General features: G+C 61.1%; 21 protein-coding genes. 20 read left to right on the plus strand and 1 reads right to left on the minus strand.

Annotated features, from left to right (window positions below):
- From truB to AB1576_06065, 15 genes are all read left to right on the plus strand, one after another.
- Nucleotides 1-867: a tRNA pseudouridine(55) synthase TruB gene (gene truB / locus AB1576_05995; protein MEW6081317.1), complete on the plus strand. Its 867-nt coding sequence runs from the start codon at nt 1-3 to the stop codon at nt 865-867.
- Complete coding sequence (locus tag AB1576_06000) at nt 842-1,705, plus strand: hypothetical protein (protein MEW6081318.1); 864 nt, start codon at nt 842-844, stop codon at nt 1,703-1,705. The genes truB and AB1576_06000 overlap by 26 nt, the downstream gene beginning before the upstream one ends.
- 148 nt (nt 1,706-1,853) lie before the next feature.
- Nucleotides 1,854-2,123, plus strand: a complete 270-nt coding sequence (rpsO, locus tag AB1576_06005) for a 30S ribosomal protein S15 (protein MEW6081319.1) — start codon at nt 1,854-1,856, stop codon at nt 2,121-2,123.
- A gap of 43 nt (nt 2,124-2,166) precedes the next feature.
- Nucleotides 2,167-4,551, plus strand: a complete 2,385-nt coding sequence (locus tag AB1576_06010) for a polyribonucleotide nucleotidyltransferase (protein ID MEW6081320.1) — start codon at nt 2,167-2,169, stop codon at nt 4,549-4,551.
- A 47-nt stretch (nt 4,552-4,598) separates the two neighbouring features.
- On the plus strand, nt 4,599-5,441 hold the full coding sequence (locus tag AB1576_06015; GenBank protein ID MEW6081321.1) for a deoxyribonuclease IV: 843 nt from the start codon (nt 4,599-4,601) through the stop codon (nt 5,439-5,441).
- Nucleotides 5,442-5,494: 53 nt separating this feature from the next.
- Complete coding sequence (locus tag AB1576_06020; protein MEW6081322.1) at nt 5,495-6,355, plus strand: VanW family protein; 861 nt, start codon at nt 5,495-5,497, stop codon at nt 6,353-6,355.
- Nucleotides 6,356-6,360: 5 nt separating this feature from the next.
- Nucleotides 6,361-7,626, plus strand: coding sequence for a pitrilysin family protein (locus AB1576_06025; GenBank protein MEW6081323.1), 1,266 nt, complete (start codon nt 6,361-6,363; stop codon nt 7,624-7,626).
- A 1-nt stretch (nt 7,627) separates the two neighbouring features.
- A complete protein-coding gene (locus tag AB1576_06030) occupies nt 7,628-7,981 on the plus strand; it encodes a dUTPase (GenBank protein ID MEW6081324.1) in 354 nt (117 codons plus the stop codon).
- A gap of 77 nt (nt 7,982-8,058) precedes the next feature.
- Nucleotides 8,059-8,448, plus strand: coding sequence for a hypothetical protein (locus tag AB1576_06035; GenBank protein ID MEW6081325.1), 390 nt, complete (start codon nt 8,059-8,061; stop codon nt 8,446-8,448).
- A gap of 8 nt (nt 8,449-8,456) precedes the next feature.
- Nucleotides 8,457-8,945: a general stress protein gene (locus AB1576_06040; protein MEW6081326.1), complete on the plus strand. Its 489-nt coding sequence runs from the start codon at nt 8,457-8,459 to the stop codon at nt 8,943-8,945.
- 120 nt (nt 8,946-9,065) lie between these two features.
- Nucleotides 9,066-10,076: an aspartate-semialdehyde dehydrogenase gene (locus AB1576_06045; protein MEW6081327.1), complete on the plus strand. Its 1,011-nt coding sequence runs from the start codon at nt 9,066-9,068 to the stop codon at nt 10,074-10,076.
- A 15-nt stretch (nt 10,077-10,091) separates the two neighbouring features.
- Nucleotides 10,092-11,324, plus strand: a complete 1,233-nt coding sequence (gene dapG / locus AB1576_06050; GenBank protein MEW6081328.1) for an aspartate kinase — start codon at nt 10,092-10,094, stop codon at nt 11,322-11,324.
- Entirely contained in the window at nt 11,321-12,208 is an 888-nt protein-coding gene (dapA, locus tag AB1576_06055; GenBank protein MEW6081329.1) for a 4-hydroxy-tetrahydrodipicolinate synthase, read from the plus strand. Before dapG ends, dapA begins: the two co-directional genes overlap by 4 nt.
- Nucleotides 12,209-12,344: 136 nt before the next feature.
- A complete protein-coding gene (locus tag AB1576_06060; protein MEW6081330.1) occupies nt 12,345-14,015 on the plus strand; it encodes a ribonuclease J in 1,671 nt (556 codons plus the stop codon).
- A gap of 22 nt (nt 14,016-14,037) precedes the next feature.
- Nucleotides 14,038-14,751 carry a hypothetical protein gene (locus AB1576_06065; protein ID MEW6081331.1) on the plus strand — a complete coding sequence of 238 codons (714 nt, stop codon included), beginning with the start codon at nt 14,038-14,040 and terminating at the stop codon, nt 14,749-14,751.
- A gap of 51 nt (nt 14,752-14,802) precedes the next feature.
- On the opposite strand, the gene AB1576_06070 is transcribed toward AB1576_06065, so the two are convergent.
- Complete coding sequence (locus tag AB1576_06070) at nt 14,803-15,153, minus strand: cupin domain-containing protein (protein MEW6081332.1); 351 nt, start codon at nt 15,151-15,153, stop codon at nt 14,803-14,805.
- 327 nt (nt 15,154-15,480) lie between these two features.
- On the opposite strand from AB1576_06070, the gene AB1576_06075 reads away from it, so the two are divergent.
- The 5 genes from AB1576_06075 to AB1576_06095 all read left to right on the plus strand — a co-directional run.
- A complete protein-coding gene (locus AB1576_06075) occupies nt 15,481-16,875 on the plus strand; it encodes a hypothetical protein (protein MEW6081333.1) in 1,395 nt (464 codons plus the stop codon).
- Between the two features lie 1,275 nt (nt 16,876-18,150).
- Nucleotides 18,151-18,828, plus strand: a complete 678-nt coding sequence (locus tag AB1576_06080; GenBank protein MEW6081334.1) for an ATP-dependent Clp protease proteolytic subunit — start codon at nt 18,151-18,153, stop codon at nt 18,826-18,828.
- Nucleotides 18,825-19,061, plus strand: a complete 237-nt coding sequence (locus tag AB1576_06085) for a YlzJ-like family protein (protein MEW6081335.1) — start codon at nt 18,825-18,827, stop codon at nt 19,059-19,061. The genes AB1576_06080 and AB1576_06085 overlap by 4 nt, the downstream gene beginning before the upstream one ends.
- A 263-nt stretch (nt 19,062-19,324) precedes the next feature.
- Complete coding sequence (locus AB1576_06090; protein MEW6081336.1) at nt 19,325-20,155, plus strand: methyltransferase domain-containing protein; 831 nt, start codon at nt 19,325-19,327, stop codon at nt 20,153-20,155.
- Between the two features lie 484 nt (nt 20,156-20,639).
- On the plus strand, nt 20,640-20,872 hold a 233-nt coding region (locus tag AB1576_06095; protein MEW6081337.1), incomplete at its 3' end, for a hypothetical protein.

Raw genomic sequence — 20,872 nt, forward strand, 5'->3', positions numbered from 1 at the left:
GTGGTCCAGTACTTCCGGAGGCTCCTGGGCCAGAAGAGGGTGGGGCACACTGGTACCCTGGACCCGGGTGCCGCCGGGGTGCTTCCCCTGGCGGTGGGACAGGCCACCCGTCTCGCCGAGTACCTGCTGCTCCTGGGCAAGTCCTACCGCTTTGAGATCACCCTGGGGGTGACCACGGACACCCTCGATGCCTCAGGCCGGGTGGTCTCCGAGGCCCTAGCCAGGGTGACCGCCAGGGATCTGGAGGGGATCCTCTCCGTATTCACCGGCAGGGTCCAGCAGGTGCCTCCCATGGTGTCTGCCGTGAGGCGCCAGGGGGTCAGGCTTCACACCCTGGCTCGGAGGGGTATGGAGGTAGAGAGGGAGCCCAGGGAGGTCCAGATCTACTCCCTGCACCTGGCCGCATTCTTCCCTGGTGAGCACCCCCGTGCCTTGCTGGACCTGGCCTGTTCGTCGGGTACCTACGTGAGGGTGCTGTGCCAGGACATGGGAGAGGCCCTGGGTTGCGGGGCACACATGTCCTTCCTGGTAAGGACCGTTTCCGGGCCTTTCATCCTGGGTGAAGCCCTCCTCTTGGAGGAAGCGGCGGGAATGGCCCGGGCCGGCAGGGCCCAGGACATGCTGGAACCCATGGAACGCGGGGTGGCTCACCTGCCCGAGGTCAAGGTGCCATGGGATGAGATAGGGATGGTAGCCACGGGGCGGCCTCCCAGGCTGGCCTCACCGGATGGCTTGGTCCGCCTGGTGTCTCCCGGCGGAAGGCTCCTGGCCGTGGCCGAGGGAAGCCAAGGCGAAGCGAAGCCCCGGAAGGTGTTTGTTTCCAAACTGAGGGGAGAGCAGGATGAGGATCACCAGGAACGTGGATGACCTCGGGAACACGGGCAAGTGCGTGGCCATGGGCTTATTCGATGGGGTTCACATGGGACACCAGACCTTGGTGAAGAGGCTGGTTACAGCCGCCCGGGGTGCCGGGGGCAAGGCTGTGGTGCTTACCTTTGACCCCCACCCGCTGGAGATACTAAACCCGGCTTTCGCGCCCCCGTACCTAACCAATCTTGAGGAGAAGGCCCTCCTTTTGGAAGCCCTGGGGGTCGATGACCTGCTGGTGCTGGCCTTTGATGCCTCCTTCTCCAGGCTGAGCCCTGAGGCCTTTGCTGGGGGTGTCCTGGGCAGGATCAGACCATACCAGGTATTCATCGGCTATAACTTCACATTCGGCCACAAGGGACTCGGCACCGCCCATACCCTTGTGGAGATGGGGCGCAAGCACTCCTTTGAGGTTCAGGTGGTGGACCCGGTGAAGTACAAGGGTGCAGTAGTATCCAGCACCCTCATACGGGACAGTATAGGCCAGGGAAGAGTGGAACTGGCCAATGAGATGCTGGGCAGGGCCTACACCCTCCCCGGGGTCCTCGGCAAGGAACCCCAGGGAGGCACCAGCCTTGGCTTCGGGCCGGGCCGGGCCCTGCCGGGCTCCGGTGTATACGCTGTCCGCTGCCAAGCCGGCAGAGCCCTTGACGGGGTCTGCCTGGTAAGATGGCCAGGTCCCCGGATCCTCGTGGATTCACTGGGTCCTGCCCTCCCCGAGGGGCCAGCCCGTGTTACCTTTCTGAAGCACTGGAGGGGTTGTCTTCCCCAAGCCCTGGAGGACCGTCACTGCATGTGGGCCCGCCGGGCGCTGGACGGCACGCCTTGGTGGGTCTGATTTACAAGGCGTCCAGCGTTATGGTAGAATGACTTCAGCCCTCAAGCCCCTTGGGCCTGAGGTATGATGAACCCCGTTCTAGGAGTCATGTGTTCTCCGGCGGACCTCTTGGTCGGGGGGATCTGGAGAGAACAGGAGGTGAAGTAGGGTGTCACTGGACTCTGAGAAGAAGCGCGAGATAATTGACCAGCACCGCATGCATGAGAAGGACACGGGGTCCCCGGAGGTACAGATAGCCATACTCACGGAGAAGATCAATTACCTCACGGAGCACCTCAAGGAGCACAAAAAGGACCACCATTCCCGCAGGGGACTGCTTAAGATGGTTGGACAGCGAAGGGGGCTCCTCAACTACCTGAAGAACACCAACGTTGACAGGTACCGTGCCATTGTGGAGAAACTAGGCCTGAGGAGATAGGCGGTTTCTCCTTGCGTTTTCTTAGGAAGGAGGAGGTAAGAAGGTGCAGGAACAGGGGGGTGCACCGAAGGGCCCAGTCGACACAGATGACCGAGGCTTTTTCGAACACCACAGGCGAGTGGAAATGGATCTGGGCGGACGGCCCATCTCACTGGAGACAGGCAAGATGGCCCGGCAGGCTGGCGGCTCTGTCATCGTCTCCTATGGTGGGACGGTGGTGCTGTCGGCGGCCACCGGTTCGGAAAGACCCAGGGAGGGCGTGGACTTCCTGCCCCTCACCGTTGACTACGAGGAACGCCTCTACGCGGTGGGTCGCATCCCTGGCAGCTGGACAAGGAGAGAGGGAAGGCCCCACGACAAGGCGATACTGGCGGCCCGCCTAGCCGACAGGGGACTCAGGCCTCTCTTTCCCGAGGGCCAAAAGCGTGACGTGCAGGTGGTCAACATGGTGCTCTCCGTGGAACAGGACAACGCCCCGGAGATATGCGCCATCAATGGCGCCTCAGCGGCGCTGATGCTCTCTGAGATACCCTTCATGGGACCCATTAGCGCCGTGGAGGTGGGGATGGTCGATGGCAGGCTCATCGTGAACCCCACCCATGAGGAGACCCAGAAGAGCCTCATGCGTCTCACCGTAGCTGGAACACGGGACGCGGTGCTCATGGTGGAGGCGGAGGCCAGGGAGGTTTCCGAGGATCAGATACTCAAGGCCATCGCCCTGGCTCACGATGTCATCAGGGACCTGTGTGATCTCCAGATGAGGCTGGTGCAGGAGGCAGGGCGAGGCAAGGTGGATGAGGAGGCTCCCGGAGCCCTCCAGTCCCAGGTGGAGTCCATGGTAAGAGCTTACCTGGCTGAACTCATAGAGACCCCCCAGGGGATACCGCCAGCTAAGAGCCTTGAGGATATAAGGGGCATCCTGGAGCCCCTCAGGAAGGAACACCCCGACGAAGACATCAACCAGGCCTTCAAAGACGTCCTGGCATCGGAGATCAAGGCCCGGGTACCCTCCCTTGTCAGGGGCGTCCTGAGAGAAGGCATCCAGAAGGCCGTAGAGGTGTCCAGGTCAGGCAAGGCAGACGGCATATCCCTGAAGAAGGAACGGGAGGCCCGGCTGGACCGGGCGCAGGACGATGCCTGGAAGCGGCTGGCACCGCTCCTGCCCGGATGGGAAAAAGAGGTCAGGGGTGTGATCTACAAGACACTGAAGACCGTTGTCCGCCGGATGATGCTGGACGAGGAGGTCCGCATAGACGGGCGCTCCCCTACGGAGGTAAGACCCATCTGGTGCGGTGTGGGTGTTCTTCCCAGGACCCATGGCTCAGCCCTGTTTACCAGGGGTGAGACCCAGGTGCTCACCGTGGGTACCCTGGGGGCCGTGGGCGACGTCCAGATGCTGGATGACGTGGATGAAGAGGAATACCGCCGCTTCATGCACCACTACAACTTCCCTCCCTTCAGTGTGGGGGAGGCGCGTCCCATGAGGGGCCCCGGCCGCAGGGAGATCGGTCACGGAGCCCTGGCCTCCAAGGCCATTGAGGCGGTGCTGCCAGACGAGGAGTCATTCCCCTATACCATCAGGCTGGTCTCCGAAGTGCTGGAGTCCAACGGCTCTACATCCATGGCCTCGGTTTGCGGGAGCTGCCTGTGCCTGATGGACGCAGGGGTCCCAATAAAGGCTCCGGTGGCGGGCGTTGCCATGGGCCTGGTCAAGGAAGATGACAGGGTCGTGGTGCTCACGGATATACAGGGCATCGAGGATGCCCTTGGGGACATGGACTTCAAGGTGGCTGGAACCGATAAGGGCATAACGGCCCTGCAGATGGATGTGAAGAACACCGGTATAGGCCATGATGTGCTGGCCAAGGCGCTGGAGCAAGCCCGTGAGGGCCGGCTTCACATCCTTGCCCGGATGCTCAAGACCATCTCTGAACCTCGACAGGACCTGTCGCCCCACGCGCCCAGGATCATTTCCCTCAGGATAGACCCGGAGAGGATCCGCGACATCATTGGCCCGGGCGGCAAGGTCATACAGAAGCTCCAGGCGGACACCAACACAAAGATCGACGTGGAACAGGACGGCCGCGTGTTCATCTCTGCCTCCGACCCCGAGGGTGGGGCCAGGGCGGAACAGGCCATCCGGGCGCTAACCGCAGAGGTTACCCCTGGCGAGATCTACACCGGCAAGGTGACGCGGCTCATGAACTTCGGGGCCTTCGTGGAGATCCTCCCCAACAAGGAGGGCCTCGTCCACATCTCCGAGCTGGCCGAGGGTAGGGTTGGCAAGGTGGAGGACGTGGTGGCGGTGGGAGACGAAGTGGTTGTCAAGGTGCTGGAGATCGACCGGCTGGGAAGGGTCAACCTCTCCCGAAGGCAGGCCCTGAAGGGTTCCGACCGGGGTGACGGGTGTGGTTCAAGAAGGTCCTAGAGGGAGAGCCCCCGGCTCATCCTGCCCCAATGCGAGGGATGCGTGACGTGAGACTGGGGGCGCACGTGAGCATAGCCAAGGGCTTCGAGGGGATGGCCAGGGAGGCGTCCCGCCTGAACCTCGAGGCAGTGCAGGTGTTCTCTAGGAGCCCAAGAGGGGGAAAGCCCCGGGAGATCTCCTCCCAAGAGGCGGAGGCGGCACAGGCCATCCTCAAAGAGGCTGGAGTGCGGCCTCTCATCATTCACACCCCCTACCTGGTGAACTTGGCTGCGGAGGACCCTGGGAAACGGGGTTACAGCCAGGAAGTCACGGCCCTGGACTTGGCGAGGGCGGACCTCCTGGGAGCCTCCCTGGTGGTGGTCCACGTTGGCAGGTACGAATCCTCCCTGGAGGAGGGCCTCAGGATCATCGCCCAATCCTTGGACGCTGTGATGGACGCGGCGGGCTCCAGGGCCCAGTTGTGCCTGGAGAACACCGCAGGACAGGGGAGGGAGGCGGGCTACAGGTTCTCGCACATAGGGCGGGTCATGGAACTCGCTGCCCGGGGCTCGGAGCTCCGCGTCTGCCTGGACACCTGTCATGCCTTCGCCGCAGGCTACGAGGTTTCAAGCCATGAAGGGTGGGAGGCTCTCCTTGAGGAGTTCGACCTGGAGGTGGGCCTGGATAGGCTCAGCTGCATCCACTGCAACGACTGTGCCGGGTCCCGGGGTTCCAGGGTGGACAGGCACCGCCATATCGGAGAGGGAAAGATCGGTTTGGAGGGGTTTGGAGCCATGCTCAAGAGGCCCGAACTCCAGGGGCTTCCCTGCATACTGGAGACCCCGGTGAAGACCATGGATGACTACAGGAAGGACCTTGATGTGTTAGGGCGCTTGAGAAAGAGAGCATAGCAGGAACGGGGCGGAGAATATCCTCAACTAGGAGACTCGGGGAGGGTATCCCGTTGAGGCCGTATCTCCGCCTCTTGGCGACGGGGGTTGTGTTCCTGTGGCTAACCAGGGCTCCATGGCCAGCCGGGGCCCGGGAGCACGTGGACCGGTTGCTTTGCGGCGTGCATCCTGGCGTGCGCCTGGAGGGTGCCCTGGTTTCGGGCTATCTTGCCCCGGAGGTACAGGGGGTTCTGGGCCGCTGGGCACGGCTGAGGGATCAGGACCCGGTGGACGCCACGATCCGCCAGGGGACCGGCGAGATCCTCCCGGAGAGACCCGGGCGAATCCTGGATATCCCTGCAACGCTTGAACAAGTCATTGCTGCCAGGGAGTCCCAGGCGGTAACCGCTGTGGTGAGGCCTGTCAAACCGCGCTGGACGCGGGCGGACTTGGAGGCGATATCTCAAGTCATAGCGGAGTTTTCCACGTGGGTGGGAGGCTCTGAGGAGAGGGCAAGGAACGTGGCCCTGGCTGCGTCCATTCTTGGTCATACCCTGGTCTTGCCCGGGGAGGTGTTCTCCTTTAACGAGGCCCTGGGGCCAGCCACACTCGAGAGGGGCTTTCTCTCGGCCCCGGTCATGCTGGAGGACGAGCTAGTGATGGGCCCGGGGGGAGGAGTGTGCCAGGTGTCATCCACCCTCTACAACGCCGCCCTGCAGGCAGGGTTGACCGTCAGGGAGCGACACCCGCATACCCAGCGTGTAGGGTACGTGCCCGAGGGCCGTGATGCCGCCGTTGCCCGGGGCTACAAGGACCTGAAGATACAAAACCCGGGTCCTTACCCTGTAGTATTCATGCTGGAGGTGACCGGGCGAAACCTTCGGGCCTGCATCCTGGGCCAGGCGCCCGGGGACTCGACGGCAAAGCGGAGGTAGATGAGTTGATCGAAAGCCACGACACAGGTTCTTCGGTGGTCCAAGAGACGCCCCTTGACAATGGTCTTTGGGTCCTCAGCCAGGATGTGCCCTACGTGCGCACGGTGTCCGTGGGTCTGTGGATGAGGACGGGTTCCCGGCATGAGGGCCCCGGGGAGGCTGGAGCCAGTCACTTCATAGAGCACCTCCTCTTCAAGGGCACCAGGAAAAAGAGCGCCAAGGAGATCTCCGAGGAGATCGACCTCCTAGGGGGCTATATGAACGCCTTCACAGCCAAGGAGCACACCTGCCTCTACGCCAAGGTCCCCCGGGAGCACTTCAAATCCACGCTGGAGCTCATGGGGGAGATGCTCCTGGAACCCCTGTTCGACCCTGTAGACATAGACAGGGAAAGGCAGGTGGTAATGGAGGAGATCGCCACCTACGAGGATAACCCAGAGGGAGTGGTTCACGACCTGTTCTACAGTGCCCTCTGGCCGAGCCACCCCTTGGGCCGCCCCGTCTTGGGCGAGCCGGAGACCCTGCTTGGCCTGGGACGGGACACTCTCCTGGACTTCTTCCACAGGCACTACACGCCCGGCAGGATGGTGCTCTCGGCGGTGGGACGCCTGGATCACGGGGAGGTCCTGGCAGAGACCAGCCGCATCCTGGGAGGAAAGGGCAGGGTGACGAGCCCGTGGGAGTTCTGCCCCCCCGCGGCGGCTTCATGCCAGACCCAGTGCTACAGGGATACGGAACAGGTCCACATCTGCATGGGGTTTCCCACGGTTCCCATGGAGCACCCTGATGTATACCCGCTGCTTCTCCTGGGGGAGATCATGGGCGGCAGCGCCAGCTCCCGGCTGTTCCAGAGGGTCAGGGAGGATCTGGGACTCGTCTACTCTATCTACTCCAGTGCCAGCCACTACTCGGATGGGGGCACCTTCCTGGCGTACGCCGGCTCGAGTCCCGGACGCTGGCATGAGGTGAGGGAACTCATCACCCAGGAGATATCGTCTATGAGACGTGAGGGGATTACCCCCCGGGAGCTCCGCCGGGCCAAGGCCCAGGTAATTGGCGGCCTGATGCTCAGCCTGGAGAGCACATCCTCCAGGATGGGAAGGATCGGGAAGACCAAACTGCTCCTGGGCAGGGTGGTGACCACCGAGGAATCTGCCTCGCGGGTCGAGGCGGTAAGCCTGGAAGACGTCAACCGCGTGGCTGCCGAGGTGCTTTCGCCTGAGCATGAGGCCCTGGCTATACTCGGACCCATAGAGGGGACGGGGGGATAGCATGGACAAGCTTGATGAGATCTTCTATCTGCAATCCAGGTTTGACCAGGATCTAGCCAGGAGAAGGAACTTGGACTATGATATGAGCACGTGGGTGCAGAAAGGGATCCTTGCCTTGGTCTCCGAGATGGCGGAGCTCCTGGATGAAGTGAACTTCAAGTGGTGGAAGAACGCCAAGCCCGTTGATGTGGAGGCCATTCATGAGGAGCTCGCGGATATACTGCACTTCTACGTGAGCCTCTGCCTGAAGGTAGGGCTTGACGCTCCCGGGCTTCACAAGGCCTACGTGGCCAAGAACCGGGAGAACTTCCTCAGGCAACAGGGGCTGTCCGATAGGGCAGGTTACGAATCCTGATAACCCGGAAGGTGCGCATAAGGCTTTTCCCCTCGTCATAATGTGTCCCTGGGAGGACTCAAGACGGGGGTGGGCAAGTGGTCGTTAAGGTGTTCCTGGCTCTGGTACTGGTGGTGCTGTGTGTGCTCTCGGTACGCCGGAGGGCACGGGTGAGAGCACTCCTGGCAGACCTGCCCATGGAGACGAAACCCTCCATTATATCCGCGGCCATCATGGAACTCATAGCGGTGGCCGGGGGAGTATACATCGCGCTGACAGCGGTAACCTCTTTTCTTGCCGTGGAGGTTCCTGACCGGGTACTGTGGATGGGTCTCAGGTTCAACCCGCTCGCGGCCATCTCCATGTTGGTCGCAGTGGTGCTTCCCTTCACTCAACCCGAGCCCCAGGTCAGCCTCGGGCGGGCTCAGGAGACACTGAATAGGCATCTCCCAGGGGGAAACACTAGGATGAGAAGAACTGGGAGGTGACTACATCATTGGATCGTAGCGTAGTTGGTGTATTCCGCTCAGAGGAACAGGCTGAAAGGGCAGTTTCTGAGCTTAGAGACAAGGGCTTTAGGGACAACGAGATCAACATTGTCGCCAAGGGTCGCAACAAGGGAGGCGGGCAAGAGCGCGGTCGCAGGGGTCAGTCCGGGGTGGAAGACGTCTCCGGCGGCGTTACTGCAGGGGGAGCCATTGGAGGCCTGGCAGGGCTCCTGGCCGGAGCCGGTGCCCTGGCCATACCGGGCGTTGGCCCCATAGTCGCGGCGGGTCCTATCGCCGCGGCACTGTCAGGGGCGGTGACTGGGGGAGTAGCCGGCGGTCTCCTGGACTTCGGCATACCCGAGGAGAAGGGGCGCCAGCTGGAGCGTGAGGTGAAGGAAGGCAAGATCCTGGCGCTGGTGAAGGCCAGGGAGGAAAAGGTGGATGAGGCGGCGGAGATATTCCGGCGTAACGGCGCGGTGGAAGTGGAAACCCACTAGAACCCGTAAAGACAGAGCGCGGGGCGCCGGCAGGCGGCCCGCGCTCTGCAATTACAGGGACAGTGACAGGGGTCATACCATAAGATGATCAGGGGAGAAGAGACCGGAGGGGGGCCGAACATGCTAGGCAAAGTGGCTATTGTGGGTGTCACCGGGCTTGTCGGTGGCAAGGTGCTGGAGGTTCTCATGGACAAGAGGCTGGGCGTCCGTGAGCTGGTAGCCATGGCGAGCCATCGTTCCGTGGGGCAGTCTGTGTGCTTCCAGGGGTCCCAGGTCCCTGTGATCGAGGCTAGGCCAGAGGCCTTCCGCGGGGTGGACCTCGCCTTCTTTTGCGCGGGAACAGGCATTTCCAGGAGCCTTGCCCCTGAGGCTGTGAAGGCCGGAGCAGTGGTCGTCGACAAGTCCAATGCCTTCAGGATGGACCCGGCGGTCCCCCTGGTGGTACCCGAGGTAAACCCCGAGGCCATGATGAACCACAGGGGGATCATAGCCAGCCCGAACTGTTCCACCATCCAGATGGTGGTGGCGCTGAAGCCTCTGCATGATGCTGCGACCCTGACGAGAGTTGTGGTGACTACCTTCCAGTCGGTATCGGGTACCGGCAAGGATGCCGTGGACGAACTGGTTATCCAAAGCAGGCAGGTCCTGGACGGCATGACGCCCAGCCCTTTGGTGTACCCCCACCAGATCGCCTTTAACCTGCTACCTCACATCGACAGCTTTGACCCCCAGGGGTATTCGGGAGAAGAGATGAAGATGGTGAAGGAGACACAGAAGATCCTGGGACTGCCTGGCTTGCCCATTGCCGCTACCTGCGTTCGAGTGCCGGTGGCAGTGAGCCACTCCGAGTCGGTGCTGGTGGAGACGGCCAGGCCCCTTGGCCCAGCGGAGGCCCGGCGAGTACTCTCAGGTTCCAAGTCTATTGTGGTCCTTGACGACCCCGCCAGCGGCATCTACCCAATGCCGGTGGAGGCCGCGGGGAAGGATGAGGTGTTCGTGGGAAGGATCCGCCAAGACCTGTTCCAGGATAACGCACTGCACTTCTGGGTGGTCTCGGACAATCTGAGGAAGGGTGCGGCCACCAACGCGGTACAGATCGCCGAAGCGCTTTTGACTAAGGGATTGTTCTAGGGAGAGGGAAGAACAATGAGGATTATTGTACAGAAGTTCGGAGGGACATCGCTGTCCAGCCCCGAGCGAAGGGAAATGTCGGCCTCCAGGATTCTCGCCGCCATCGGCGAGGGATACAGTCCCGTAGTTGTGGTCTCTGCTATGGGAAGGGCAGGAGACCCGTATGCTACCGATACCCTCCTAGGCATCGTCAGGGAGATATCTAGCGAGATGGACCCCAGGGAAACGGATCTCCTGGTCTCCTGCGGGGAGATCATTTCCTCTGTGGTGATGGCGGCAACCTTGAGGGACAAGGGGCTGGCGCCCCGGGTGCTCACAGGGGGCCAGGCGGGGATCATCACGGACGGCGTCTACACCGATGCCAGGATAATCCGGGTGGAGCCATCCCTGATCCTCCGGTGGCTGAGGGATGGTACCACAGTGATAGTCGCCGGCTTTCAGGGCTTGGCGGAATCCGGGGACGTGACAACCTTGGGAAGAGGCGGCTCCGACATAACCGCCACGGCGCTGGGGGCGGCGCTTGATGCGGAACTGGTGGAGATCTACACTGATGTGGACGGCATTAAGACAGCGGACCCAAGGCTCGTTCCAGACGCCAGGACCATCGAGGTGCTGGCCTACGATGAGATATGCCAGATGGCTCACGAAGGGGCGAAGGTGATCCACCCCAGGGCCGTGGAGATCGCTATGCAGAGGCGAGTACCTCTCAGGATCAAGTGCACCTTCACGGAGACTCCGGGGACCCTGGTCACCTATTCTGTTGAGGGAACCCAGGCCTGGCCTGATGCCCGGCAGGTGATGCCGGTGACCGGTGTCACTCACATCATGGGTGTCGCCCAGGTGGCAATGACAGGGGAGGCCCAGGAGGGTGCCCCAGGTGACCTGGGTTTCTTCCGGCACCTGGCCGACGCGGGGATCAGCGTGGATATGATCAACGTTACCGGTGCCCTGAGGGCCTTCATAATCAGGGACGACCTGGCGGAGCGGGCTGCCCGTGTGCTGAAGGACCAGGGCTACCAAGCCAAGATTGACCGGAGACTCACCAAGGTGTCTGTGGTGGGCTATGGGATGCGGGGCATCCCCGGGGTCATGGCAGCGGTGGTGGAGGCCCTGGGGTATGCAGGCGTTGAGATACTTCAGACTGCCGACTCTCATGTAACAATATCCTGCCTGGTGAGAGAGGGCGACGCCGAGGTGGCGGTCCAGGCGCTCCATGCCAAGTTCGGCCTGGGAAAGCGGGAGGTGTGAGAGAGGTGGCCTTCGGAAGTCTCCTGACGGCCATGGTAACACCCTTCAATGAAGATGGGGAAGTCAACTACAAGAAGGCCGGGGCCCTTGCGGAGAAACTGGCCCGGGAGGGCAGCGATGCCATCGTTGTGGGGGGTACTACCGGTGAATCCCCCACACTAAGCCGGGAGGAACGCTCCAGGCTCCTTGATGCTGTGCTGGAGGTGGTGGGGCATAGCTTGAGGGTGGTAGCGGGGACGGGCACCAACTGCACCAGGGATTCGGTGGAGCTGAGCAAGATGGCGGAAAGGGCAGGGGCGCATGGTCTCATGCTGGTCACGCCCTACTACAACAAGCCTCCTCAGGGAGCGCTAGTTAGCCACTTCAAGGCAGTGGCAGAGAGCACGGGGCTCCCTATCATGCTATATAACGTGCCCGGGCGCACAGGGGTGAATATGACCCCAGAGACGGTCCAGAAGGTTTCGGAGATACCCAACATCATTGCCCTGAAGGAGGCGGCGGGCAGCCTGGACCAGGCCTCTGAGATAGCGCAGGGGATGCCGGAAACCTTTACCCTTTATAGCGGGGATGACAGCCTCACCCTGCCCATGCTTGCGGTGGGGGCATCCGGCGTGGTGAGCGTTGCCTCCCACGTGGCTGGCCTCGAGATAAAGGCTATGATCCAGGACTACCAGGCAGGTAGAGTAGCCCAGGCCCGGGAGCGCCACTTGAGGCTCTTTCCCCTCTTTAAGGCGCTCTTCATCACCACTAATCCCATACCCGTCAAGGCAGCCCTAGAGATTGCCGGGTTCAGGGCCGGGGGAGTGAGGCTGCCCCTGACCGCAGCCAGCGGCGAACAGCGGGAGACCATCCGCGGCGCCATGCTCAAGGCTGGTGTACTGTAGGGGCTTATGTCCCCTTGGATTTCCTATAGGTGTCTCGCCTTTGGGGCAGGTACCACGTGTTGCCTGGCTGCCGCTTGGCTTGGGGCACCTTTTTTGCTATGATTGAAAATAGCGTGGATTCTAAACTAGGTACGAGGTGGTATTGTTGAAGCCTTTGCAGGTAGTAGCCCTGGGCGGCCTGGGAGAGATAGGCAAGAACATGATGGCCGTGAGATACGGTGAGGAGATCCTGGTCGTAGATGCGGGGCTGGCCTTCCCGGAGGAGGAGATGCTGGGAATAGATCTGGTCATTCCCGATACCAGTTACCTCATGGACAACCGGCACATGGTAAAGGCCATAGTGCTCACCCACGGTCATGAGGATCATGTAGGTGCCCTCCCATACATCCTAAGGGACCTGAATGTCCCCATCTGTGGTACCCGGCTTACCCTAGGCATGGTGAAGCGAAAGCTGGCGGAATTCGGGCTGGATACGAGGGCGAAAACCACGGAGATCTGGCCCCGCCAGGTGGTGAAGATTGGCTGCTTCAAGGTGGAGCCCTTTAGGGTGAACCACAGCGCCGGCGATTGTGTCGGCTTGGGCATACACACACCCATGGGTCTTCTGGTCCACACGGGTGACTTCAAGTTTGACCAGACCCCCGTTGACGGTGAGGTAAGCGACTACCACAAGCTAGCTGAGTTCGGTGACCAGGGGGTATTGCTCCTATTTTCGGATAGCACTAACGCGGACAGGCCTGGCTTCACCTCCTCAGAGAGGGTGGTTGGTGAGACCTTTGATGAGATCTTCGGGGCCTCCAAGGGGCGGATCCTGGTAACCAGCTTCGCCAGCAACGTCCCCAGGATCCAGCAGGTCATCAACTCTGCCGTGGCTCACCGGCGGAAGGTCGCCGTGGTGGGCCGCAGCATGGAAAACGTGGTGGAGGTTGCACTGGAGCTGGGATACCTCAAAGACCCCAGGGGAATCCTGGTGCCCCTGGAGGAGGTAAACGGCTTGGCCCCTGACCGCTCGGTGATCCTGACCACCGGAAGCCAGGGTGAACCCATGAGCGCCCTGGCGCGCATTGCCGTGGGGGAGCACAAGCGGGTGGAGATCCTCCCCGGGGACAGGGTGATACTGGCCTCCACACCAGTGCCGGGCAACGAGAAGCTGGTAACCCGCACAATAGATAACCTCTTCCGCCAGGGGGCCGAGGTCATATACGAGCATGACACCCGTGTCCACGTCTCCGGTCATGCCAGCCAGGAGGAGCTCAAGCTCATGCTGAACCTGGTACGACCGAAGTTCTTCATGCCGGTGCACGGGGAGTACCGCCACCTTGTCAAGCACACCCAGATAGCAGGGGCCCTGGGCGTCCAGAGGGAGAATATTCTCCTGGGGGAGAACGGGTGGCTCTTCCGCCTGAGCTCCAACAGGGCACAGTGTACGGGTACCGTATCCGCGGGCAAGGTCCTGGTGGACGGGTTGGGAGTGGGCGACGTCGGCAACATCGTCCTGAAGGACAGGAAGACCCTGGCCCAGGAGGGGATCCTCATCGTTGGGGTGGCCATGAACATGAAGGAGAAGGCAATTGTGGCGGGTCCAGACATCATCTCCCGGGGTTTTGTGTATGTCAGGGAATCTGAGGAGCTGATGGAGGAGGCCAAGACCAAGATCCTCGCGGTGGTGAGCGAGTGCGAGAGGAACGGGGGGCTTGAATGGAACCCGCTGAAGGCGGGGATCAAGGAGGCCCTGGGACGCTTTCTCTTTGAGAAGACGGGCAGGAGACCCATGATACTTCCCATAGTCATGGAGGTCAAGGCCTAGGCCCATCAGGGGAGGGATCGAATTGAGGCTGATCAGGAACATCGAACTGCCCTTTGATCAGAATGAACTCATCCTCCACCTTGGAGGCCAACTAGGAAAGGAGCCCAGTCCCCGTGTGCAAGAGGCTACAGCCCGGATGCTGTCTTTAGCCATGGAGCTGGCGGAGCCCGCCGGGCTCTTTGAGGTCTTCCCTGTTCTCAAGAGGGAGAAGAGGCGGATGTACCTTGATGAGAATACCTACTTCGAAAGCGCGTTGCTGGTGAAGTTCTCTGGCACTGCCGGCAGCTTGGCGGTGTGCATCTACACCCTGGGGAAGCGCTTGGAGGACCGGGCTGACGAGCTCATGAAACAGGGTCATCTCCTTGATGGGGCTCTCCTGGATAGCATTGGCACCGTGCTCTTGAGCAACACCGGGCTCAAGGTCTACGATGCCATCAAGGAAGAGGCCGAAAGCCTAGGGGTGGATGCTAGTGTGCCGGCGAGCCCTGGGCAGATTGACTGGTCGCTCAAGCAGCAGAAGACGGTGTTTGATCTCCTGGACGCCCAGCAGATAGGCGTCACGCTTACCCCCAGTTTCCTGATGATCCCGAAGAAGTCGGCCTCCGTAGTTGTGGGCCTGGGCCATGGTGTGGTCAAGAAGGGGGAGGGGCGCTCCTGCGACTATTGCCCCCTAAGGGATACCTGTCCATCCCGGAAGGTTAGCGACTACCGCCTCAGGAAGGCGTCCCAAGGGTAGTCCGGGGGCCCCCCTGGTGGGCCCGGGGAGCCCCCTTGGGTACTGGGCCTTTCAAGTGGCCGGCCTGTTCAGGGGGATGCAGCAGATGAACCTGAGGGTTGCAGCCCCAGAGTTCTCAACCTTATGCCAGTCATATGGTGCTACCCAGAGGACCGTGCCTGGCCCGATCTCCGTGGCCCCATTCTCGCCGACCACTCGCCCGGTGCCCTCCAGGATGTACATCTCCTGCTCGAACCAGTGTTCGTGGTAGGGGGTGCACCCCCCGGGCTCTACGTCGAAAAGGCGCATGGCGAAGGTAGGCGCCCCGGTCTTGTCGTTGATAAGCCACCGGAGCCTTACCCCCTTGGCCTCGGGGTCCGTCACCTCTTCCTGTGTAACCTCAGTGAAGTGAAACACCTTCATTCCTGTCCCTCCATTCTCTTCACACCGGGACAGGTTTCTCCTTGAGGGACCCGGATCCCTTGCGCCCAAGCAACCTAAGCGCACAGGTTTCCGGTCTTTGTGCCTTGCCCCGCAGGGACAAGCACTGGCCCTGGGGCCAAGTTCCAGGAAGCAGAAGGCATAAGGCGACAAAACCTTCAATGGTTTGCAGGAATTCCGACACCTGCGGCGAACCCCCTCATCAATGATGAGCGATGCGTGCCCTTGGGAAGGGGAGGTGGTGGCCTGGTTTAAGGGGCCTTACAGGATCCGGGTTGAGAGAAGCCTTAGAACAGGAGGGGGACCCTGATGACAGCAGCACATTGGTTGTACGTGCTGGGCGTGGTTGTGGTTCTCGTAGTCATGGGTTTCAGGCGCAACGTGGTCATTCCCTGCACGGTCTTCACCTTCCTGGTGGCACTGGCCTTTACCGGAAACTTCGTAGCCTCGGTCCAGGCGCTCTTCACAGCAATGCTTGTGGCGGCAACAGAGCTCTTCGGCATCTTCCTCATCATTTCCGTAATGGTAGCCATGCTCAAAGCCATGCAGGCCTCAGGAGCCGACAGCCTGATGGTGGCGCCTTTGAAGCGCCTGATGGTTTCCCCGCTGGTGAGTTACATAGTACTGGTTTTGGCCACCTTTGTCATTTCCATGTTCTTCTGGCCGACACCCTCAGTCCCGCTGGTGGGTGGGCTCCTTGTGCCTGCCGCGGTGGCCGTGGGACTCCCGCCTGTGATGGGAGCCGTGGCGGTCGCCCTGGCGGGCCAGGGCATGGCGCTGGCTGGTGACTTGATAATCCAGGGCGCACCCGGCCTAACTGCCTCCGCCGCCGGGGTGGACGTAGGCCTGGTAGTGGTAAAGGGAGGGATCCTGACCCTGATTACTGGGGCAGTGGCTATCCCCCTTGCCTACTACCTTTCCCGCAACGAGATAAGAACCTTTGCCCAGCAGGTGCAAGAGGTGGGGGTCGCCGCCCTGGTAGGTGATTCCTATGTTGTGCGGGACAGTGCCCTCACAGCACCCCACATGCGAGGCACGGCGGTGTTCCTGTCCAGGCTCACTCCAGCGCTGATGATCCTGGCCATCCTGGGAATGATTGGGTTTAACATCCTTGGGGGTGATGCCACTGCATTGCTGGGTGGCACTGCTGTAGTCATCCTGGTGGTGGGTTCATTGATGACCCACAAGGCTAGCGGCCTTGATGAGATATCTGAGTATCTGGGTGAGGGTCTCACCTTCGCCTTCAGGGTCATGGGGCCCATCATCCCCATCGCGGGCTTCTTCTTCCTTGGAGGGCCAGACACGGTGGTAAGGGTACTGGGGGATACGGCGCCGGGCTTCCTCTTTGACATCGGCGAGATGGTGTCCCAGTACATACCTGCCACGGGAGTCTTCGCTAAGTTTGGACTCCTTATTGTCGGGATAATTACGGGCCTGGACGGTTCAGGCTTTTCCGGGCTGCCCCTGGTGGGCGGCCTGGCGGGCTCCCTGGCAGGCGGTTCTGCCCAGGCCGCTTCCACCTTGGGTGCGGTTGGACAGATAGGCGCTGTGTGGTGTGGAGGCGGCACCTTGGTTGCCTGGAGCACCCTGGTGGCCGTCGCAGGCATATGCGGTGTACCTGTCATGGATGTTCTCAGGAAGAACGTGGTACCTGTGCTCGTGGGCCTCTTCGTGGCGACTCTTGTGGCTGCTATTGTGCTATAGCCTCCCGGCCAGATCAGGAGGGGAGGGGCCTCATCCTCCCCTCCTTTGTAATGGCAGCGCCCGGGACCTATAAGAGCCAGCACGAGCTTGGAAAGGTGGCTCACCATGCTTCTTATGGACCTGCGGCTCTTCGCAGCTGGGGCCGCAGTCACCATCAAGGGTGCTGGCTGCTTTGCTGACGGTGCCAGCCACCTAGCAAGAAGCACCGGTGTCTCTTGGTGGTCATCGCGCCACTATAGTCAGCATCAGCACTACTTTGCTGGAGACTCGATTTCCTCATGCTGCCTATACCGGGCACAGCGGCTTGGCAACGGGAAATACAGTGGGCTCGGTCCTGGGAAACGGCGGTATCATCCTGGGTGGCAGGGTTCTCATGAGGAGCTGCTGCCGGATCAGCGCATCTTCCGCCATGAAGGCTTCTTCATGGTTGTCTGTGGCTGCCTGGTCCTCATCTTAGCGCTGGACGGCACCATCTCCCGGCTCGAGGGGGTTCTCTTTCTGGGCTTGTGCGCGGTATACCTGGTCCTTCCGCTGTGGCGGCCGAAGGAGAGAGAGGCCCGGCATTCCGCACCAGCAAGCGAAGGGCGGACTGGTGCGCATGGGCTTCTTCGTCCTGGGCGGCCTGGTGGTGGGTGCCGGAAGCCGGATCCTTGTGGCCACGGGGGTCCGCCTGGCCACCCTGGGGGTCCCCTAGATCTTCGTGGGTCTCACCATGATGGCCTTGGGTACCACTGTTCCTGATATGGTATCCTGTACAACGGACACCAGGCGCTATCTGTGGACAACACACTGGGCACCCGCATCCTCAGTCTCACCTGGGCGGGATAGCGCGATAAGGGGCTTTCCCCGTCAGCGCCAATACGTTGGGGGTGGATCTGCCTGTTACGCTGGCAGTCCTCTTTCCTGGTTTCTTTGGCAGGACCAGGCAGAGGCTTGGCCGCTGTGAAGGTGCTGCGCTGTTGCTGGTCTATGCGGGTTATCTCTCCTACCGGGCTGGCACTCATGGTGTGGGGTTTCCGGGCATGAGAATCTGCTTCATGGGCAGTACTGGGTACGTCCTATTCCTCCCGTAAGGCAAGGCGCGCGCCGGGGGCCCTCCACCCATATTTCCCTCCGGGTATGCAGCGTATTTGTCCCTGCACACCTCCAGCGTATTTTCTCCCCTTGGCCATTCAATACTACTGTGGGAGGGGAGGCTTTTCATTGGGATCAGAACTAAGTCAAAAGCGGAGGACCAGGACCCTTAGGCCAGGCAGGGAGGGGCGGGACTCAACCCTGGAGTCCATCGAGAAGATGGGCTCCACTGGTGTGGTTTCGTCAAAGAGCCGCATTCACTGCCTTACCGTAATAGGGCAGGTGGAGGGTCACCTCTTCTTGCCCTCCCAGAACAAGACCACCCGCTATGAACATGTCATTCCCCAGCTGGTGGCCATTGAGCAAAGCCCTGATGTGGATGGCCTCCTGGTGGTCCTGAACACCGTCGGGGGAGACGTCGAGGCCGGGCTGGCCATTGCGGAGGTGGTAGCCAGCCTGTCAAAGCCCGTGGTCTCCCTCGTGCTAGGGGGCGGTCATAGCATCGGGGTGCCCGTGGCCGTGGCTGCCGACCACTCCTTCATAGCGCCCACAGCCACAATGACCATTCACCCCATCAGGCTGACAGGCTACGTGATTGGAGTGCCCCAGACCTACGAGTACCTCGACAAGATGCAGGACCGGGTGGTAAGGTTCGTGGTGGATCACTCGCAGATCAGCGAGGAACGCTACCGTGAACTCATGTTCCGCACTGGTGAACTCGCCCGGGACATCGGCACGGTGCTGGTAGGGGAGGACGCGGTCCGGGAGGGCCTCATCGATGCCATCGGTGGGCTGGACGCGGCCCTGAAGCACCTGGAGGGCCTGGTTTACCGGAAGGAGCCTTCCCCCCAGCCGCCCATGGAGGAGGCGCCAGAGTGATCCTCTACACACCCCTGCCCCTGGAGGTAGTGATGGGATCCAGGGATGAGCGTTCCTTCCTGGAGTTCCGGAGGGGCCCCATGGTGCTCCTGGTGGAACCACTGGATCACCGGCAGGGCAGGCTCATGGCGGTGGTGAGCACCGACCCGTCCCACTTTCTCCTTGAAGGCCTTCAGCCCGGGGACATCATATCCCTGGCCGAGGCCGGCACCCCCATCTCCCAAGCACCCTAGGACCGGCAAAGCCTCGGCCCTCTCAGGCAACCACTGCTACGTGTGCAAGATGGAAGGGTGCAGGGCGAGCCAGAACATGCCGGTTGGCCCGGCGCTGGTCGTCGCTTCAACGTCATGGCATACTGCATGGCTCTCTGGCTTGCGCACTATATGCTATGGTAGAATGGAGGCCACAGTCTCCCGCTCGCAGGAATCACCCTCAGTGTCTCCGCTACTGGCCGGAGACCTCCAGGCAACGACACACCGGGAGGATGACCCAGTCTATGATCAACTGGACTTCAATGCTCAAGAAGCCCGAGTTTCCCAGATCCAGCAAGTACCACCCGGATTGGATACTCGAAAACCAAATGGGACCGAATGCGCTGTGGTTACTAGAGTGGTTATGCCAAACGCTGCCGTTCGAGGCGGGCATGAGGGTGCTGGACTTGGGATGCGGAAAGGCAATGACCAGCATCTTTCTGGCGCGGGAGTTCGGAGTACACGTCTGGGCTGCCGACCTCTGGATGAACCCAGACAACAACTGGCGGCGAATCGTCGAGGCTGGGGTTTCAGACTTGGTGTGTCCCATGAGGGCCGAGGGGCACAGCCTGCCGTTTGCCAAAGGGTTCTTCGATGCGGTGGTCTGCATTGACGCCTACCACTACTTTGGGACCGATGAGCTGTACCTGGACTATCTCTCGCGCTTCATCCGGCAGGGCGGATCGGTCGGGGTAGTCGTTCCCGGGTGCATGCAGCACATAGGAGACCCACCGCCTGAGCACCTGACTCAACCTCAGGCCAACGGCAAGGTCTTCTGGGAGAGCTCTTGCCGGAGTTTCAAGACCGCAGGGTTCTGGCGTAAGTTGTGGGAACGCTGTCCAATGCTGGCCGATACTGTGGTCGACGCACAGCCTGACGGCTGGCGTCACTGGCGAGACTTCGAGCTGGCTGTTGAGGCGGCAGGGAAGGGCATCTTCCCCTCAGATGCCGAAGCGCTGGAAAAGGACCAGGGGCGATTCCTTGGGTTCCTCCGCCTAACGGCGAGACGTACCGAGACGGAGGCGGAGAACCTTTACGACCCGGGTCTGGGCATGATGGATGGACTGGATAGATAGGGAACAGGGCGTGCAAGGTCTTGCTCCAGAACCGCAGTGTCTCTAAGCCCTGGAATGCCTAGATCCTTGGACATGCGCTCGACAAGCCTGACCGGCAACTCTGTGGACCCTTTTACTTAAAGCCCGTCCCTCTTTCCACCCATCGCCTCGACCACCAGGGCAAATCACATGGGGTCAGAAACCTTGTGCTCTTGTACCTCGGGCTTAGGACGTCTACCCCGGGATTCAAAAGAATGGTCCGGGGGTCAGGCTTGCGGCCCCAAGGCTGTTTCGTAGTCCAACCCCTGCATGGAAAACGGTCCCATATGTGCTAGCCCCGGCACAGGGCGTCCTATCAGCCTGGGGGTCCTACCAGTACAGGAGATGCCGGGCAGTTGTGTTTGCTTCCCGCATAGCCCTCTAGCAAGGAGAAATCCGGATCCCCAGGTAGGAATTCCCGGCGTACCGCACGAACACTAGTCCCATGACCTTCCCAGTGGGGAGGATGAAACAGTACCGGATAACTGACTTTTCCTCTAGAAACCTGCCCGAAGCATTTGACAAGGAGGCAAGAATGATGTATACTATAGAGGAGATTGGTGAGGATTTCGTGGTGGTCAACGGTGAACGGATTGAAGTTGACCCGCCATTTGAGACCGTGCCAGACAAGCAAGAATATGAGATTTGGTTGAACGAGGTAATGCTGGATGCTGTTGAGACAATTGGAAGTAGAGAGAA

Source organism: Bacillota bacterium, assembly GCA_040754315.1.
In the GTDB taxonomy this organism is placed as follows: domain Bacteria; phylum Bacillota; class Sulfobacillia; order DUSP01; family JBFMCS01; genus JBFMCS01.